We start from the raw sequence: 18598 nt of genomic DNA on the forward strand, positions 1-18598 counted from the left end.
TAGAAAATAACAAAAATAATTAATGATTAAATTTCAATTGATTAAATAAATTCAAAACAAAGTTTTAATTTTGGTAGGTCTTTGGTAGGTGTGAATTTAAAACATCCCTCGCAATACTCATTTCAGGTGAGTATCACCCATAACAACTCAAAATGATGGTAGAAGGAATCGCACCATGGCTTTTAAAAATATTGCAGATCAAACAAACGGTTTTTACATCCCTTGTGTTTCACTTTTTGGCCCCGGCTGTGCTAAAGAAATTGGTGCAAAGGCGCAAAATCTTGGCGCAAAGAAAGCGCTTATCGTGACCGATGCCGGTCTATACAAATTTGGTGTGGCAGACACCATTGCCGCATATTTAACTGAAGCTGGCGTAGAAAGTCATATATTCCCGGGCGCAGAACCCAACCCAACTGACACCAACGTACATAGCGGTGTAGATGCCTACAATGACAATGGCTGTGACTTTATTGTCTCTCTCGGTGGCGGCTCTTCTCATGACTGTGCCAAAGGCATTGGCTTAGTCACTGCCGGTGGTGGTCATATTCGTGACTATGAAGGCATCGATAAAAGTACAGTTCCAATGACTCCACTTATTGCGATTAATACCACCGCAGGTACGGCATCAGAAATGACCCGTTTCTGTATTATTACCAATACTGACACCCACGTTAAAATGGCGATTGTCGATTGGCGTTGTACCCCACTTATCGCTATTGATGACCCGAAACTGATGATTGCGAAACCTGCGGCGCTCACTGCAGCAACCGGTATGGATGCATTAACACATGCGGTCGAAGCTTATGTTTCTACAGCAGCCAATCCTATTACCGATGCTTGTGCTGAAAAAGCCATTTCAATGATCAGTGAATGGCTCAGCCCTGCCGTCGCCAATGGCGAAAACCTAGAAGCACGTGATGCGATGAGCTATGCACAGTACTTAGCAGGGATGGCATTTAACAATGCATCTTTAGGTTATGTCCACGCAATGGCGCACCAACTCGGCGGCTTCTACAACTTGCCACATGGCGTATGTAATGCCGTGCTGCTACCACACGTTTGCGAATTTAACCTGATCGCCTGCCCTGACCGCTACGCACGTATCGCACAGCTCATGGGTGTGCCAACCGACGGTTTAACTGTGACTGAAGCAGCTTATGCAGCGATCGCAGCAATCCGTGAACTGTCTGCTTCGATTGGCATTCCATCGAGCCTTTCTGAACTCGGTGTGAAAGAACAAGACCTCAGCATCATGTCTGAAAATGCACAAAAAGATGCCTGTATGCTCACCAACCCACGTAAAGCGACTCATGCTCAAGTGGTTGATATTTTCAAGGCAGCGCTTAAAGCCAATGCTTCTGTGGTCGACTTCAAAGCGGCTGTTTAAGTTAAGCCCTCAAAGGTCTTCATGTTTAAGTGACCTAAGTGCCTACATTACCCTTTGAGTCTGGTGATGTAGGCTCAACTGAATCCATTTCACTTTTTATTTCAGGGAAGCGACTCTAGATTGGTCGTTTTCATACTGAGGTCACTCTTTTTTAGTTCGCATAACAGCATCGATTATTCATTTGACAAAAGCTTATGGCTCATCAAGGATAAAGCATAATGTCCAATAATATTGATGAGTATAATAATGAGCCATTCACATATTCAGTATCAGCCTGACATTTTGGGCGCAGGCTATGAACAAGCCACGCTGACCTTCCCGGATGATTATGAAGGCCCTGTGGTTGCCACACTGGTTCGCAAAAAAGCAGCGGCCCCCACCTCCAAAGCGGTGCTCTATATCCATGGCTTTATCGATTATTTTTTCCAAACCGAAATGGCGGAACGCTTTAATCAGTACGGTTTCGACTTTTATGCCTTGGATTTAAGAAAATATGGCCGCTCCATCCGCCCGCATCAAAAATACTATAATGTGCATGAACTATCTGAATACGATGCCGAAATAGATCAAGCCCTAACGATCATTGCAGATGAAGGTCACGATGCCTTACTGCTTTGTGGTCATTCAACGGGTGGATTAACCACCACCTTGTATGCGGCGCATCATCAAAATCATCCTTTAATTCAAGCCCTTTGGGTCAATAGCCCATTTTATGATTTCAACATGAATCCAGTGAAACGCGCACTGGGTATTCCACAGCTGAGTAAATTGGCAAAAACCTTTCCCAATTTAAAATTTCCAAGTGAACTGAATAAGTGGTACACCGCCAGCTTACACCGCGAACTCAAGGGTGAATGGGACTTCAATTTAGACTGGAAAAAGACCCGCTATCCAATGGTGTATTTAAGTTTCGTGCGGACAATTTATGAGGCTCAAAAAGAGATTCATCGAGGTGTCAGCCTAGATGTACCGGTCTTAGTCATGCACTCGCATCAAACACAAAATCCAAAACGATGGGGTAAAGCAGCACAGACCAGTGATGTGATTTTAGGTGTAAAAGACATCCAAAAATATGCCAAGAAAATTCAAGGCGATGTCACCATTCAAAGCATACACAATGGCTTGCATGATTTAGTGCTTTCGGAAAAAAACGCGCGCGAACAAGTCTATACCCAGCTCTTTGAATGGCTAGCCAATAAAGGTTTTTAACAGCCCGAATGACATTGCAACTTACTGTTTTAATTTCAACAAGGTCTGATGTACGGGATGCGATCTCGGCATCAGCTCGATCAGACGTTCAACCGCATCAATAGCTTCAGGAAAACGCGCGACATGCTTGAGCAGAACATCTGTTTCTTTGGCATTAAAAATCGCTTGGCTTAATCGTGACTCAAGACAATCACGCCATGCCCCTAAAAATGGGCTTTCAGTTTTAGCCAAGAAAACCCCTGAACACAGTTTTAATGCAGAATCGAGATAACCTGCATCTAAAGCTTGCTCGGCTTGTAAAAAGTCGGCTTCGACTTGCGCCAATAAGCGATAGGGTCTTGAGCCTAACATGCCACCCAAAATATCGCGTAGCTGCGACATTTCCGCTTTTAAAGTCCCAACACTCACCTTACGTTCACCATATAAGGCTTGATGCAAAGTATCTAAGGTCATGCCTTGCGGACATAGCGCCAAGATGGTCAAAATTTCTATTTGCCGCGGGGTCAGCACCATCACTTTGCCATTAAATAACACTTGCGGCACAGCAAAGGCCCGAATGTACAAATGCTGTTTTTGAAAATCAAGTAAAGCCGATTGAATAATCGAAGCGCAGCGTTCAGCCGCAAGTAGCCCTAAACTATTGTGGTTTTTCCACACGGTGGATAAATCAACCACGCCCAAAATTTGCTGCGTATGTGGATCGATAATCGGTGCTGCATAGCAGACCCATTCATGTACTGATGGCATGTAATGTTCATTTGAAAACACACAACTCGACTGCTGAGTTTTTAAAGACAACGCTAATGCATTGGTGCCGACCAATTCTTCGCGCCATTGCCCACCTGCAATAAAATGCACACTTTCCGCAGCACTTTGCATTTGCCGACTCGACGCACTCCAAATAATCGTGCTCCCCACATCGCCCACGGCAAGTACCATCGACGACTGTTCGGCAATGTGTTTTAAATCTTCAGCACAATGTTGCAACGCGTGATGCAATGCCGACTGCTGTTGACTCTGAGGACTTAAATTCACCAAAGGCGCAGCACTCCGGTTTTCCGGAATTTCCGCCTGCGCCGATCGCTGCCAAGAACTCGCAATGCTCTCATTCAATTGCGAGCTTTGCTGCTTTGACAGACTCATGCCCTGCCTTAACCGTTCGACATTCTGTCGTTTTTCAGATAAATCCTTCTGTATCATCATTCATTATTCTCACAACAATTCATGACTAAAAATCCGTTTCCCAGCTTATGTTTTTAAGACTGAAAAAAAATATTGTAAACCTTCTTGTCTCCAACCTTTTTCCAACCTTATACAGGCTATGCTAATCAAATAATGTACAAAAGTACCTTATACCAAAGCTGTAGATTGCCACAGATGGGCAGCCCAACAAGATCATAATAAACAAGCAAAGGAAAATTCATATGCGTTATGTCGATCCTAATCAACCCGGTTCAAAAGTTCAGTTTAAAGCTCAGTATGAAAACCTGATTGGTGGCCAATGGGTCGCGCCAGTGAAAGGTGAATACTTTGAAAATATCTCCCCTGTAGACGGTAAAGTTTTTACCAAAGTGCCACGTTCTTCTGCTGAAGATATCGAATTGGCTTTGGATGCAGCGCATAAAGCCAAAACCCAATGGAATGCCTCTTCCCCAACCACACGCTCAAATATTTTATTAAAAATTGCCGATCGACTTGAAGAAAACCTAGAGCTCCTTGCTGTCGCAGAAACATGGGACAACGGTAAACCGATTCGTGAAACCTTAGCCGCTGATATTCCACTCTGTATCGATCACTTCCGTTATTTTGCCGGCTGTATCCGTGCCCAAGAAGGCGGCATTTCTGAAATTGATGAAAATACCATTGCTTACCATTTCCATGAGCCACTTGGTGTGGTCGGACAAATTATTCCGTGGAATTTCCCAATCTTAATGGCAGCTTGGAAACTAGCTCCAGCATTGGCTGCGGGTAACTGCATCGTGTTGAAACCTGCGGAGCAAACACCTGTCAGCATCTTGGTCTTGGCTGAACTCATTCAAGACCTACTCCCACCGGGCGTGCTGAATATTGTGAATGGTTATGGTGTTGAAGTCGGTCGTCCATTGGCGACCAATCCACGCATCTCAAAAATCGCCTTCACAGGTTCAACCGCTGTGGGTCAAATGATCATGCAATATGCCACTGAAAATATCATTCCTGTGACATTGGAACTCGGTGGTAAATCACCGAACATTTTCTTTGAAGACATCATGGACAAAGACGATGAATTCTTAGATAAAACGCTCGAAGGTTTTGCCATGTTTGCGCTGAACCAAGGTGAAATCTGTACCTGTCCTTCACGTGCATTGGTACAAGAAAGCATTGCTGATCGATTCTTGGAAATGGCAGTAGAACGTGTGAAACGTATTAAGACGGGTCATCCACTCGATACCGATACCATGATTGGTGCACAGGCATCGCAAGAGCAGCAAGACAAAATTTTAGGCTGTATCGCTACAGGTAAAAATGAAGGTGCACAGCTCATTACTGGTGGTGATCCACGCAATGAAGTCGGTACAGGTTTCTATATTGAACCAACCATTTTCAAAGGCACCAATGACATGAAGATTTTCCAAGAAGAAATCTTCGGCCCTGTGCTTTCAGTAGCAACCTTTAAAGACTTTGATGATGCCATTAAAATTGCCAATGACACGATTTATGGTCTAGGTGCAGGGGTTTGGTCGCGTTCAGCGCATACTTCATATCGTGCAGGCCGTGCGATTCAGGCAGGTCGTGTATGGACCAACTGTTATCATATCTACCCTGCACACGCAGCATTCGGTGGCTACAAAAAATCAGGGATCGGCCGGGAAAACCACAAAATGATGCTTGATCATTATCAACAAACCAAAAACTTGTTGGTGAGCTATGACACCAAACCAATGGGCTTCTTCTAAGCAGCGTTGAACAATACATGAGATAAAAAGCGAACTTCGGTTCGCTTTTTTTGTTAGAAGCCTCTTCAAAGAATTCATTAAAATTTCTTTTAAAAAGCTGCAAATTTTCTTATGCTTGCTAAACAAATAACTTTATTAATTAAAAATATTTAAATAGCTATGAAATATTGTGTCTCCTGTGGAGAAAAAGCATTAGTACAACATCACTTTTGTAGTGCCTGTGGTCATTCATTTGGTGATCAAGTGTCAGACAAACCTAAGCAAGCACGTTATCCCGCATTTGTGCCCAACCAAGATGATATTTCGACCTATGAACATCATCTCAAATACTTAAACAAATTAAGCTCTTTCCAAAGCAAAGTATTCTATCTTTTCTTCTTTGGTGCTTTCGCGGTCATGTTTTTTACTTTCACAAGTGTATTTTCAGGTTGGGCGTCTGTTTCCAAAGCATTTGAATCTATATGGCTATTTCCTTTTTGTATCATCAGTTGTATTGCCATAAAATTTACAAGTTTGGACTATTGGCTTGCTAAACAAATTTATGGTCGAAATTATCGTTATAAAGACAATGGATTAAGACTCGTTTACCAAGAGCTACCAAGCGCTAAAAATCATAAAGATGAATTTATCTGTATCTTTTGCGGCAATAAACGATTCTTTCGTAAAGGTATTTATGCAAGCGATTCATGCACCGTAAATTGCACCAAATGTCAGCATTATTTATATACGGAATAAAGCTTAAGTTTTTTAAGTTAGTACGCCAAAAATAAGACTCAATACAAATGAAAGCTGAGTAAAAGTAGATGTAAGTAAGACAATCAGCCATGATCCATTCTATAATTTTACTTACATCTACAATAACTTCTGCATTCCCGTCCTAAAACTGGTGCTCATATTCAGTAGCATTCACTCAAGTATTCGTCCAATTAGGCTGATCGTGATGAAGCCTGTAAAGCCGCCTCAACAAAATGTAAATGATCAACACCCCAATATAACTCATCATCGACAAACCAACTTGGCGCCCCAAACACACCACGTGCAATGGCTTCTTCGGTCACCACTTTAAGCTCAGACTTTACTTTTTCATCTTCAAGCCATGATTTAACCTGCGCTACCTCCAATCCAAGCTCCTGCATCAATTGAATTAATTCATTGAGATCATTTAAATTGCGTGGCTGACCAAACATTGCGTTAAAAATACCCGTCAGTACATTGAGAAATACTTCAGGCTGAAATAATTGGACTGCGGTTATCAAACGCATCAACTGCAAAGTATTGATCGGAAAATACGGATTCATCTGTACGGGTATCTGCCATAACTTTCCCCAACGTTGAAGATCAATCATGGAATAACGTGCCTTCGCAGGTACCGCCATTGGGCTACTATTGCCTGTGGCTTTAAACACTCCACCGAGTAGCATTGGCTTCCAGATCAGCTCGGCTTGATACTGCTGTGCAATCTGTTGAATGCGATGAAAACCGATATAACTATATGGGCTGCCGACATCAAAATAAAATTCAATGACTTTCATGTTTTTCGTCCTTTTTTGCTTATTTTCCTAATATTTTTAAATCAGTGCTTACCAGCGTTCCATCCACGGTCGCAGATCTAATTCATGCGTCCATGCATCTCGTGGTTGCTGTGAGAGATGCCAATAATTTTCCGCAATATGTACTGGATTTAAAATACCATCTTGCGCTTTTTTTGCGTACAAATCGGGAAAAGTCTCTTTAATAAAGTCGGTATTAATCGCCCCATCAACCACCACATGCGCCACATGAATATTACGTGGACCTAGTTCCCGTGCCATGCTTTGTGCCAAGGCACGAAGCGCATGTTTTGCGCCAGCAAAAGCGGCAAAGCCTGCGGCACCACGAACCCCAGCCGTCGCACCCGTAAAAATAATTGTGCCAGATTCACGGCTCACCATGCGCTTCGCCACTTCCCGACCCGTTAAAAATGCCGAGAAACATGCCATTTCCCAAATCTTGAAATATTTACGTGCGGTTTCTTCCAAAATACTACATGGCACATTGGCACCAATATTAAAGACCATGACCTCAATCGGGCCAATGTTTGATTCAATGTGCTCGATGAGTTCAATCACTTGCTCTTCTTTTCGAGCATCCGAACCAAAGCCAAAAGCAGTCCCTCCCTGTGCTTGAATTTCAGCAATTAAGGGCTGTAATTTATCGACATTACGCCGCGTCATACATGCGGTATAACCACCACAAGCAAAGCGTCTGACAATTTCACCACCGGTGGCATCTCCTGCACCAATGATCAATGCCACACCTTTGACAGGCTGAGATATATGATTATTTTCCATGACGATCTCCTCGTGCTGGATAGTTTTTATATTCCATTTGCGAACAATTTTATTGAATAACGATCGTTACTATAACGAATACTATGTTATGGTTAATTTATCGTCAATCTTATTTTAAGGGTGTTGCAGATGCGCTACAAACCCGAATACAAACAAAAAAAACGCCAAGAACTTTTAACCATCAGTGGACAAATTGCGAAAAAAGACGGCTTTGCCGCAACAGGTGTGGATGGATTCATGAAAGCCGCTGGCGTCACCAGTGGTGCCTTTTACTCACATTTTTCGTCTAAACAAGAGCTACTTAAAGCCTTAATTGAACATGAGTTACAACACAGTTTTGATATGTGGCAAAACAATCCACATGATAATGCGCAAGATTGGATTGAATTTGAGCTTGACCGCTATTTAACCCCTGCACATGTTCAGCATCCCGAGCAAGGTTGTTCACTCCCCACGCTTGCGAGTGAAGTAGCGCGTGCAGATCAGGACACTAAGTTGGTATATGAAACTGAATTACTGCGTGGTCACGCTTTATTTAGTCAGCATCTCGGTAGCGAAGAACTCGCTTGGGCCATAATCTGCCAACTTGCTGGTGCAATTTTAATTGCGCGAGCAGCTACTGATCCACATTTGCAAAAAAACATTTTAGACGCCAATAAGATGATGATTCGGCAATATTTAGAGAGCCATGTGGCTGCATCAACGTGATTGATTTTTATGTGACAGTTCATGGAGTTAAAGACCGACAGTTTTCCGACAAACTGTTCATCTCTTTCATTTGAATTATTTAAAATCTGTATAAGCTTACCCATTTTTATGCTTTTCAATCGCTTAAAGATTGGGCATAAATGGCACAATTCAAATAAAGTCCTCTTTTCAAGGTTCTGACGACTGTGTATAACAATGAGCCATTAAAGGAAAATGATAAGCATAGGCAAAGAACGCAAAAAAACGTTAGACTATGCAACAATCAATGCAAGTAAATGTCATTCGAGACAAACAAAAAGGTGAAGATTGATGCCGCTCAATACTGTTGAAGAGCTCGTAGCTGATATTCGTGCAGGAAAAATGGTCATCCTGATGGATGATGAAGATCGTGAAAATGAAGGCGACCTTGTTATCGCTGCGACCCACGTACGCCCTGAAGATATCAACTTCATGATTACGCATGCGCGTGGTCTTGTATGCTTAACGCTCAGCAAAGAGCGTTGCCAACAGTTAAATCTACCACTCATGGTAGATGCCAATGGTGCACAGCACGGCACCAACTTTACCTTGTCGATTGAAGCAGCAAATGGCATTTCAACAGGCATCTCACCTGCTGAACGTGCACATACCATTCAAACGGCGGTGGCAGCACATGCTAAACCGGCTGACATCGTACAGCCAGGCCATATTTTCCCGCTGATGGCACAGCCTGGTGGTGTCCTACACCGTGCCGGTCATACTGAAGCCGGTTGTGACTTATCTCGTTTAGCTGGCCTAGAACCCGCATCTGTGATTTGTGAAATCATCAATGAAGACGGCACTATGGCACGTCGCCCAGACCTTGAAGTGTTTGCTGAAAAGCATGGCTTAAAAATGGGGACCATTGCGGACTTAATTCACTACCGCATGACCAATGAGCAAACCGTTGAGCGCATTGATCAACAAACTTTAGATACTGAATATGGTACTTTTGAATTGTTCCGTTACCGTGAAATTGGTAACCCAGACATTCATTTAGCACTGGTTAAAGGCGAACCGAAACAAGGCGTAACCACAGTCCGTGTACACGGTTTCAATCCCGTTCGCGACTTACTAAAACTCAATAAACAAGATGGCGCTCCGGCGTGGAATCTCGATAAAGCACTCAAAGAAATCGCATCCAGCGATCGTGGTGTTTTAGTGTGGATTGGTCAGCGTCATTTACAGGACTTAGGCCCTGCTTTAGAAAATTTAACTGCACCGAAAAATGTTAAATCCAATGCAGCACTGTCACAGCAGTACCAAACCATTGGTGTCGGCGCACAAATTTTACGTGATTTAGGCGTGGAAAAAATGAAGCTTCTTAGCTCGCCATTACGCTTTAATGCATTATCAGGTTTTAACTTAGAAGTGGTGGAATACATCACCGCAAATCAAACATCAGAGAAATAATCGAGGTTGCTATGGCAGTTCGCCGTATTGAAGGTATGTTACATCTCGCGAACGAAGACCGTTATGCGATTTTAGTTGGTCGTTTTAATAGCTTTGTTGTTGAACATTTGCTAGAAGGTGCCGTTGATACATTGAAACGTCATGGCGTATCAGAGGATAATATCACTATTGTTCATGCACCGGGTGCTTGGGAACTTCCAGTGGTTGCAAAGAAACTTGCAGCTTCAGATCGTTTCGATGCCATCATCGCGCTTGGCGCAGTGATTCGTGGTAGCACGCCTCACTTCGATTTTGTTGCTGGCGAATGTGCCAAAGGTTTAGGCGTTGTTGGTCTAGATACTGGCTTACCAGTAATTAATGGTGTATTGACTACGGATAGTATTGAACAAGCGATTGAACGCTCAGGTACAAAAGCAGGCAATAAAGGTAGTGAAGCTGCCTTAACTGCTATTGAAATGGTTAACTTGTTAAAGGCTATTTAACGCTATGTCGCAAACACTTCAAGCAACTTATGCAGCAAAACGTAAAGCACGTCGCTTTGCTGTACAAGGAATTTATGAATGGCAAATGAGCCGCAATCCTGTGCATGAGATTGAAGCACGTACGCGTGTGGAAAATGCCATGCACAAGGTCGATCTCGGCTATTACCACGAGTTATTGACCGAGGTTGTTGCCAATCATGAAGCATTGGATGCGCTTTTAATCCCTGTACTCGATCGCGAAGTTGAAGCCTTAGATGGCGTTGAACTTGCAACACTTCGTCTTGGTGCATATGAACTCAAAGAACATCTTGAGATTCCATATCGCGTCGTGTTAGATGAAGCGATCGAGTTAGCTAAACATTTTGGCGGTGCAGACAGCCATAAATACATCAATGGTGTATTGGATCGTTTAGCGACTACATTGCGTGCAGCAGAAAAACAACAAGCTAATTAATTTTTTAAGTAGTACGTTGTATGGCTGAGTTCTCGATCATTGATACCTATTTTAATCGTCAGAATATTAATTCTGTCGATTTAGGGGTCGGTGATGACTCAGCCTTGCTCACCCCTCCTCCACAGCAACAATTGGTCATCTGTGCTGATACACTGGTTGCTGGACGTCACTTCCCTCTCGACACAAAACCACATGCCATCGGCTGGAAATCTGTTGCTGTCAACCTCTCTGACATTGCTGCAATGGGTGCCAAACCACACAGTATTTTATTGGCATTGAGCCTACCCCAAATTGATCATGACTGGCTCAAAGGCTTTAGTCAGGGTTTATATGATTGTTGCGATCAATTTGGTGTGAGTTTAATCGGTGGTGATACCACACAAAGTCCTCATCTGACGATTTCAGTCACAGCATTAGGCTGGGTCGATATAGGCAAAGCAGTAACCCGCTCAGGCGCTCAAGTTGGTGATTTCATTTGTGTCAGCGGTCAAGTTGGCGATGCTGCGTACGGATTACAGCATTTAGGACACCCACTGCAAAAGCGTTTAGATTATCCAACACCACGTTGCCAACTTGGTCAACAGCTCAAAGGCTTAGCTCATAGCATGATCGATGTCTCTGACGGCTTGGCTCAGGACTTAGGACATATTTTGCATGCCTCTAAAGTGGGTGCAGAAATCGAGTTAGATCAACTTCCTATCGACGACCATGTAAAACAATTACAACAAGAATCCCAATGGCAGTACGCACTCGCGGGTGGTGATGACTATGAGTTATGCTTTACAATAAGCCCGCAGAATTATCAAAAAATTCTGCAACTAAAATTAGATGTAAACATTAGTAAAATCGGTCAAATCACCCCAAATTTGGGAATCCGTTATAACAACCACGGTGTGGACCAAGTCATAAAATTTCAGGGATATCAGCATTTTGCATAAACCAGCCATTAACTTTAAATCCATGTCTTGGTTTAACCGAGTCATCGCATTCTGTGGCGTGGGCTTTGGTTCTGGTCTTGCTCCCAAAGCACCGGGAACATTTGGCTCTGCGTTTGCTTTATTGTTTATTCCTGGTTGGCTTGCAATTGGATTTATCAACTCCATTATTGTCATGATCATCATGTCAATTGTCGGCATTTTTATTTGCGGTCAAACCGCCAAAGTCATGGGTGTTCATGACGATGGCCGCATCGTATGGGATGAATTTGCCGGTCAGTCCATTACCTTCCTCCCAATTTTATATCTTGGGCAAATGAGCTGGACTTGGGCACTGATTGGTTTTGCCCTATTCCGTCTATTCGATGTATGGAAACCGTGGCCTATTCGTGTCATTGACCGTCAAGTCGGTGGTGGCTTTGGCATCATGTTTGACGACATCATTGCGGGTCTTTGGGCCGCACTTTGCATCTGTATTTATTTTTATATTGTGTCTATGTAATAGAAACACCTAGGATTAAACATGTCTACTAGCGTTATTATTCTTGCTGCAGGTAAAGGAACACGTATGCGTTCACGTTTACCCAAAGTTTTACAACCCCTCGCAGGACAACCGCTGCTCGGTCATGTCATCAACACGGCGAAAAAACTAAATGCAGAAGAAATAATTACCATCTATGGACATGGCGGCGAATTGGTTCAAAACGCGTTTGCACATGAAAATGTCAAATGGGTTGAACAAGCAGAACAATTGGGTACAGGCCATGCAGTCAAAGTGACTCTGCCTGTTCTCGCAAAAACCGGGATTTCTTTGATTCTCTCAGGTGATGTGCCTTGTATCACTGAAGCAACATTACAAAAACTATTAGATGCATCTACTCAAACAGGTATTGGCTTAGTAACTTTAACGGTTAATGATGCGACAGGTTATGGTCGTATTGTACGTGAAAATGGCAAAATTCAAGCCATTGTTGAACACAAAGATGCCTCTGAAGAACAACGTAAAATCAAAGAATTTAATACCGGTATTTATGCCGTAAGTAATGCTAAATTGCACGAATGGTTGCCAAAATTAAGCAATAATAATGCGCAAGGTGAATATTACCTGACCGATATCGTTGCCATGGCGATCGCAGACGGTCTCGAAGTGGCATCTGTTGAACCAGAACGTGCTTTCGAAGTGGAAGGTGTCAATGACCGCGTACAATTGGCAGCCCTTGAACGTGAATTTCAAGTATTCCAAGCTAAACAACTGATGCAACAAGGCGTTCACCTGATTGATCCTGCACGTTTCGACTTACGTGGTACATTGACTGTTGGTCAAGATGTCCGTATCGATATCAACGTGATTATTGAAGGTGATGTTGAACTCGGTGATAACGTTGAAATTGGTGCAGGTTGTATCATTAAAAACTCCAAGATTGCGGCAGGCACTAAAGTTCAACCATATAGCGTTTTTGACAGTGCCATTGTCGGCGAAGATGTGCAAATCGGCCCGTTTGCGCGCTTGCGTCCAGGTGCAAAACTTGCGAATGAAGTGCACATCGGCAACTTTGTTGAAGTCAAAAACTCAAGCATTGGCATAGGTTCAAAAGCCAACCACTTTACCTATTTAGGCGATGCAGAAGTAGGCGCAGGTTCAAACATTGGCGCAGGCACCATTACATGCAATTATGACGGCGCCAACAAATTTAAAACCATCATTGGTGATCGCGCCTTTATCGGCTCAAACAGCTCTTTGGTTGCTCCAGTACACATTGGGAATAGCGCAACTGTCGGTGCCGGTTCAACGATTACACGCGATGTAGCAGACAACAGTTTAGCGGTGGAGCGTTCAAAGCAATTTGCCAAAGAAAACTATCCGCGTCCGCAAAAGATTAAGAAATAAGAGGAATTCATTATGTGTGGTATCGTCGGCGGCGTTGCAGAACGTAGTATTACCAATATTTTAATTGAAGGCTTAAAGCGTCTTGAATATCGTGGCTATGACTCTGCGGGTTTAGCGCTGATTAATAAAGGCCATGTTCTACGTGAACGTCGCGTAGGTAAAGTTGCAAATCTTGAACAAGCCGTTGAAGAAGCAGATATCGCAGGTTCGGTCGGTATTGCACATACACGCTGGGCAACCCATGGTAAACCGACTGAAAATAATGCCCATCCGCATATCTCAGGCAATGTGGCTGTTGTTCATAACGGTATTATTGAAAACTATCAAGAGCTTAAAGATGATCTTGAAGCACTTGGTTATGTCTTTACCTCACAAACAGATACAGAAGTTGTCGCGCATTTAGTCAATGATGCTTTAAAAAGCACTCCGAGTCTTTTAGAAGCAGTTAAAAGTGTCGTGCCTCAACTCAAAGGTGCTTATGCACTGGGTATCGTACATACCGACTATCCTGATGAATTAATCACGGTCCGTGAAGGTTCACCTCTTGTGATTGGTGTCGGTATTGGCGAGAACTTTATTAGCTCGGATCAATTGGCACTTTTACCGATTACCAACCGTTTTATCTACCTTGAAGAAGGTGATATTGCACGTTTGACACGTAATACCATTGAAGTATTCGTCGATGGTAAATTGGTGAATCGACCAGTCAAAGAGCTTGATGCGACTGTCAGCAATGCTTCAAAAGGTGAATATAAACACTATATGCTCAAAGAAATTTATGAGCAGCCTGAAGCGATTAAGCAAACGATTTCACAAGCATTAAATGGTAATGCGCTTCGTGATGATTTCCTTGCCAATGCAGCTCAAGATTTCAGCCAAATTCAACAAGTGCAAATCATCGCTTGTGGTACTAGCTACCATGCCGGTATGATTGCCAAATATTGGTTTGAACAACTGATCGATGTGCCTTGCCAAGTCGAAATTGCCAGTGAATTCCGTTATCGCTCGCCTGTGATTGTGAATAACACACTGTATGTTTGTATTTCTCAATCAGGTGAAACAGCCGATACTTTAGCTGCACTGCGTGATACGCAAAAGCGTGCAGCAGCGAAAAGCTTGAATATCACCACCATGACCATTTGCAACGTGGCAACCTCGTCGATGGTCCGTGAAACCAACTACAGTTTGTTGACGCTCGCAGGCCCTGAAATTGGTGTTGCTTCGACCAAAGCATTTACCACACAGCTTGCGGCATTAATGCTATTGGTATTGAAAATTGGTCAAATTAAGCAAAGCATTTCAACTGACCGTGTTTCTGAAATTATTGCAGCGCTTTGGCATACACCAAAAGTGATTTTAGATACTTTACAAAATAATGCTGAGATTCTACGTCTATCAGAATTATTTGTTGAAAAAAATCACTGTCTATTCTTGGGTCGTGGAACTGAGTTCCCTATCGCCCTTGAAGGTGCTTTGAAACTTAAAGAGATTTCATATATCCACGCAGAAGGTTATGCGGCTGGTGAATTAAAACATGGTCCATTGGCACTGGTTGATAATGATATGCCTGTGGTGATTCTTGCTCCACAAGATGACATGTTGGATAAACTCAAATCGAATATGGAAGAAGTGCAAGCGCGTGGTGGTGAGTTGTTTGTTTTTGCAGATGAAAACAGCGGCATCAAAGCGAAAGATCGTCAACACGTGGTTTATGTGCCAAGTGTGAATGAAATATTGTCACCAATCGTATACAGCGTACCCGTGCAATTACTCTCATACCATGTTGCCGTGCTGCGTGGAACAGATGTCGATCAGCCACGTAACTTGGCGAAGTCAGTGACGGTGGAATAATAATTTTTGATCAAGGGCTGGAATTTCCAGCCCTTTTTTCTATAGTTGGAAATAACATGACAATGCTTACTTGTTTTAAAGCCTATGATATCCGCGGCAAACTTGGTACAGAACTCAATGAAGAGATTGCTTATAAAATTGGTCGTGCGTATGGGCAAATTTATCAACCAAACAAGATTGTGGTGGGCTGCGACATCCGTCTCAGCAGTGAAGATTTAAAACAAGCCACCATCAAAGGTCTGAATGATGCGGGTGTTGATGTATTAGATTTAGGTATGACGGGGACTGAAGAAGTCTATTTCGGTGCCTTTCATCTAGATGTTCAAGGTGGGATCGAAATCACGGCAAGCCACAACCCGATGGACTATAACGGCATGAAATTGGTCCGCGAAAATGCACGTCCGATTGGAGCAGATTCAGGGTTAAAAGAAATTCGTTTATTGGCTGAATCAGGCAACTTTAATGAAGTTATCACTAAAGGCAAGACTGAAAAATACAATATTCTGCCTGAATATATTGATCATTTAATATCATATATTGATCCTGCTAAAATTCGCCCACTCAAATTGGTCATGAATGCGGGTAACGGCGCTGCTGGTCATGTGGTTGATGCCATTGAAGCAAAATTTAAACAGTTCAATATGCCTGTTGAATTTGTCAAAATTCACAACGATGCCGATGGCACCTTCCCGAATGGTATTCCCAACCCGATTTTAGTTGAAAACCGTGACAGCACCCGTAATGCGGTGATTGACCATCATGCAGATATGGGTATCGCGTGGGATGGTGACTTTGACCGCTGCTTCTTATTTGATGAAAAAGGTCAATTCATTGAAGGCTATTATATTGTCGGTCTATTGGCACAAGCGTTCTTACTGAAACAATCTGGTGAGAAAATTGTGCATGACCCTCGCCTGGTTTGGAATACCTTTGATGTGATTGAACAATACCAAGGTGAAGCGATTCAGTCTAAATCAGGGCATTCATACATTAAAGAAAAAATGCGTGAGCACAATGCAGTGTATGGCGGTGAAATGTCAGCACATCATTACTTCCGTGATTTTGCTTACTGTGACAGTGGTATGATTCCTTGGTTATTGGCGATTTCTGTACTCTCAGAAACCCAGCAAACATTGTCTTCACTGGTTGAAGGTATGATTGAAAAGTTCCCTTGTTCGGGTGAAATCAATTTTAAAGTTGCGGATACTCAAGCCACCATTCAAAAGATTTTTGATCACTTTGCCGATCAAAATCCTGCGATTGATGAAACAGATGGCGTCAGTCTGAATTTTGGTGCATGGCGTCTAAATGTACGTGCTTCTAATACTGAACCTTTATTGCGTCTTAACATTGAAAGCCGTAAAGACCAAAATCCGAAACCGATGCAAGCCTACGTGGATGAATTAACACAGCTGATTCAAGGTTAGTATTGTTCTGCATTCCAATAAAAAAAACCATTCAACTTATTCATTAAGTTGAATGGTTTTTTTCTTAGCTCAACTAGAAAGAAATTCTATTTAAGCTGACAACTGATTAAAATAATGAACGATCCAATGGAATTTCGACTCCGATAGACACTCCCGCATCTTGACCATAGACATCAGAATCACTCACCCATCCATTCAGTTTCAATGGCGCATTTGGTTTTAAGTAATGTGTCCAAGTAAGATCTAAAGCTTTAATTTCATCTTTTTGAGTAAATGCCTGATTATTTATCGAATTTGATTGATTAACTTTTGCCACCATTACTCGCCCATTTAAGCGATTCATAACATCAAAGCGAATGTCTCCACCGAGACTTAGCATTTGACCATCCCCGCCCATGGCATGCCCTAACGGGAAGCCGTGTTGATAATAGCCATCTTGATAAATATAGTGATTATAGGAAATACCTTGTACGTCTCCATTGGTTCGAGTATCAGCCCATTCTGCATACACCTGCAGAGGTAAATTATTCAATTGTGAAGAATAATCGACACCAGCTAAATACATTTTTTTTGAAGGAAGAAGCCCAGCTTCATCTTCACCTACATATTGCCCATAAAGGCTAATCGGCACACCACTCCAGTGGTTTAAATTAAGGCGTGCATCAAAACCTGCAATTTGATTAGACTTATCTAGATCGCCATCATAAAAGTTGTCATTACCTTTAATTGCATTCCATAATGAGTCAAAACTTTCTGAGCGCCCCTCACCTCCCCATTGAAGAATTCGAGAAGCGCCTAGCTCCAAGTAAGGCAATGGCTGTGAAGTTAGACGCAGCCCTAATAGTTTGGCATCTGGAATCGCACTGTAGTCATCTAATTGACCTGCAAAAGCTTGATATTGCCAAGGTCCAATCCATGACAGCCACTTTGTTTCAAAGGCCTGTTGTTCTGCTCTTTGCATAGTAAAACCATAAACAGGGCGACTCGCATCACCACGGATTAGGCTTCCTTCATGTCCAGGTCCCCAATAGGTTGGGATTTGTCCCGCAATCAACCATTGATTCCACAATTTTCCTGCAATATAAGAACCTTCTAAATTGACATCCTGCCCATGATCAATGATTGGATCTTTTTCAGCATTTACTCGCAGTCTTGCATCCCACTGCTTTCCACCTGCATTCAATTCAAGCGCCGCTTGATATTGCGATTTTTGCTCATCTGCAAATTTTTGCGGGATGTTTTGTAGATCTGTTTCAGCAAATAAAGCCAACTTAATAGAGGTATTTTCTGCTTCTACATTTGCCATAACCGAATTGACAACTTTCTGCTGAGCATTATTTTCAATTTTGGCAGTAGATAACGCACGCTGAATTTCTTCACCACTCAATGGCCAAGTCGAGGTACTGATTTGGATCACACCTTGTTGGTTTAGCCAATTTAGATCTATACGTAGATCATCATTATTCAAAATGATCCCTTGAGCGTAAACCGGCAGAGCTAGAGAAGAAAAAATCGCAAGTGATAGAACTCTAAGGGTTTGATATTTCATATATTATTTCA

The 18598-nt window shown here is 42.6% G+C and carries 17 protein-coding genes; 13 read left to right on the forward strand and 4 right to left on the reverse strand.

Annotation, left to right across the window (positions count from 1 at the left end):
- Positions 1–175: 175 nt before the first annotated feature.
- Both FTU17_RS05865 and FTU17_RS05870 read left to right on the forward strand, forming a co-directional pair.
- Positions 176–1387 carry an iron-containing alcohol dehydrogenase gene (locus FTU17_RS05865; protein ID WP_180123833.1) on the forward strand — a complete coding sequence of 404 codons (1212 nt, stop codon included), beginning with the start codon at positions 176–178 and terminating at the stop codon, positions 1385–1387.
- A 246-nt stretch (positions 1388–1633) separates the two neighbouring features.
- Positions 1634–2596, forward strand: a complete 963-nt coding sequence (locus tag FTU17_RS05870) for an alpha/beta hydrolase (RefSeq protein ID WP_180134893.1) — start codon at positions 1634–1636, stop codon at positions 2594–2596.
- A gap of 21 nt (positions 2597–2617) precedes the next feature.
- On the opposite strand, the gene FTU17_RS05875 is transcribed toward FTU17_RS05870, so the two are convergent.
- The gene (locus tag FTU17_RS05875; protein ID WP_180041639.1) at positions 2618–3799 is read right to left on the reverse strand and encodes a transcriptional regulator; all 1182 of its coding nucleotides are present in this window, start codon (positions 3797–3799) and stop codon (positions 2618–2620) included.
- A 221-nt stretch (positions 3800–4020) separates the two neighbouring features.
- Here FTU17_RS05875 and FTU17_RS05880 point away from each other — a divergent pair, with 221 nt between their 5' ends.
- Together FTU17_RS05880 and FTU17_RS05885 are read left to right on the forward strand one after the other, a co-directional pair.
- Complete coding sequence (locus FTU17_RS05880; RefSeq protein ID WP_180073538.1) at positions 4021–5532, forward strand: aldehyde dehydrogenase family protein; 1512 nt, start codon at positions 4021–4023, stop codon at positions 5530–5532.
- A gap of 243 nt (positions 5533–5775) precedes the next feature.
- Positions 5776–6267 carry a hypothetical protein gene (locus FTU17_RS05885; protein WP_180024783.1) on the forward strand — a complete coding sequence of 164 codons (492 nt, stop codon included), beginning with the start codon at positions 5776–5778 and terminating at the stop codon, positions 6265–6267.
- Between the two features lie 191 nt (positions 6268–6458).
- Here the strand turns inward: FTU17_RS05885 and FTU17_RS05890 are convergent, their stop codons facing one another.
- Both FTU17_RS05890 and FTU17_RS05895 read right to left on the reverse strand, forming a co-directional pair.
- Positions 6459–7064 (reverse strand): 2-hydroxychromene-2-carboxylate isomerase, encoded by a 606-nt coding sequence (locus FTU17_RS05890; protein WP_180063316.1) that lies wholly within the window; start codon positions 7062–7064, stop codon positions 6459–6461.
- Positions 7065–7112: 48 nt separating this feature from the next.
- The gene (locus tag FTU17_RS05895) at positions 7113–7862 is read right to left on the reverse strand and encodes an SDR family oxidoreductase (protein ID WP_180134894.1); all 750 of its coding nucleotides are present in this window, start codon (positions 7860–7862) and stop codon (positions 7113–7115) included.
- A gap of 129 nt (positions 7863–7991) precedes the next feature.
- Between FTU17_RS05895 and FTU17_RS05900 the strand changes: the two genes are divergently transcribed.
- The 9 genes from FTU17_RS05900 to FTU17_RS05940 all read left to right on the forward strand — a co-directional run bounded on the left by FTU17_RS05900 (position 7992) and on the right by FTU17_RS05940 (position 17038).
- On the forward strand, positions 7992–8570 hold the full coding sequence (locus FTU17_RS05900; RefSeq protein ID WP_180134895.1) for a TetR/AcrR family transcriptional regulator: 579 nt from the start codon (positions 7992–7994) through the stop codon (positions 8568–8570).
- Positions 8571–8879: 309 nt separating this feature from the next.
- On the forward strand, positions 8880–10001 hold the full coding sequence (gene ribBA, locus FTU17_RS05905; RefSeq protein ID WP_111885508.1) for a bifunctional 3,4-dihydroxy-2-butanone-4-phosphate synthase/GTP cyclohydrolase II: 1122 nt from the start codon (positions 8880–8882) through the stop codon (positions 9999–10001).
- A gap of 11 nt (positions 10002–10012) precedes the next feature.
- Positions 10013–10483: a 6,7-dimethyl-8-ribityllumazine synthase gene (gene ribE / locus FTU17_RS05910; protein ID WP_111885509.1), complete on the forward strand. Its 471-nt coding sequence runs from the start codon at positions 10013–10015 to the stop codon at positions 10481–10483.
- Positions 10484–10487: 4 nt separating this feature from the next.
- On the forward strand, positions 10488–10937 hold the full coding sequence (gene nusB, locus FTU17_RS05915) for a transcription antitermination factor NusB (protein WP_067765594.1): 450 nt from the start codon (positions 10488–10490) through the stop codon (positions 10935–10937).
- Between the two features lie 20 nt (positions 10938–10957).
- Positions 10958–11875 carry a thiamine-phosphate kinase gene (gene thiL, locus FTU17_RS05920; RefSeq protein WP_180041647.1) on the forward strand — a complete coding sequence of 306 codons (918 nt, stop codon included), beginning with the start codon at positions 10958–10960 and terminating at the stop codon, positions 11873–11875.
- Positions 11876–11897: 22 nt separating this feature from the next.
- Positions 11898–12374, forward strand: a complete 477-nt coding sequence (locus tag FTU17_RS05925) for a phosphatidylglycerophosphatase A (RefSeq protein WP_180041656.1) — start codon at positions 11898–11900, stop codon at positions 12372–12374.
- A gap of 21 nt (positions 12375–12395) precedes the next feature.
- On the forward strand, positions 12396–13760 hold the full coding sequence (gene glmU, locus FTU17_RS05930) for a bifunctional UDP-N-acetylglucosamine diphosphorylase/glucosamine-1-phosphate N-acetyltransferase GlmU (protein ID WP_180041648.1): 1365 nt from the start codon (positions 12396–12398) through the stop codon (positions 13758–13760).
- Between the two features lie 12 nt (positions 13761–13772).
- Positions 13773–15611 (forward strand): glutamine--fructose-6-phosphate transaminase (isomerizing), encoded by a 1839-nt coding sequence (gene glmS / locus FTU17_RS05935; RefSeq protein WP_180134896.1) that lies wholly within the window; start codon positions 13773–13775, stop codon positions 15609–15611.
- A 56-nt stretch (positions 15612–15667) separates the two neighbouring features.
- The gene (locus tag FTU17_RS05940) at positions 15668–17038 is read left to right on the forward strand and encodes a phosphomannomutase CpsG (RefSeq protein ID WP_180134897.1); all 1371 of its coding nucleotides are present in this window, start codon (positions 15668–15670) and stop codon (positions 17036–17038) included.
- 106 nt (positions 17039–17144) lie between these two features.
- Here the strand turns inward: FTU17_RS05940 and FTU17_RS05945 are convergent, their stop codons facing one another.
- The gene (locus tag FTU17_RS05945) at positions 17145–18587 is read right to left on the reverse strand and encodes a capsule assembly Wzi family protein (RefSeq protein WP_180134898.1); all 1443 of its coding nucleotides are present in this window, start codon (positions 18585–18587) and stop codon (positions 17145–17147) included.
- Between the last annotated feature and the right edge of the window lie 11 nt (positions 18588–18598).

Source organism: Acinetobacter sp. YH12070 (assembly GCF_013419625.1).
GTDB classification, from domain to species: domain Bacteria; phylum Pseudomonadota; class Gammaproteobacteria; order Pseudomonadales; family Moraxellaceae; genus Acinetobacter; species Acinetobacter amyesii.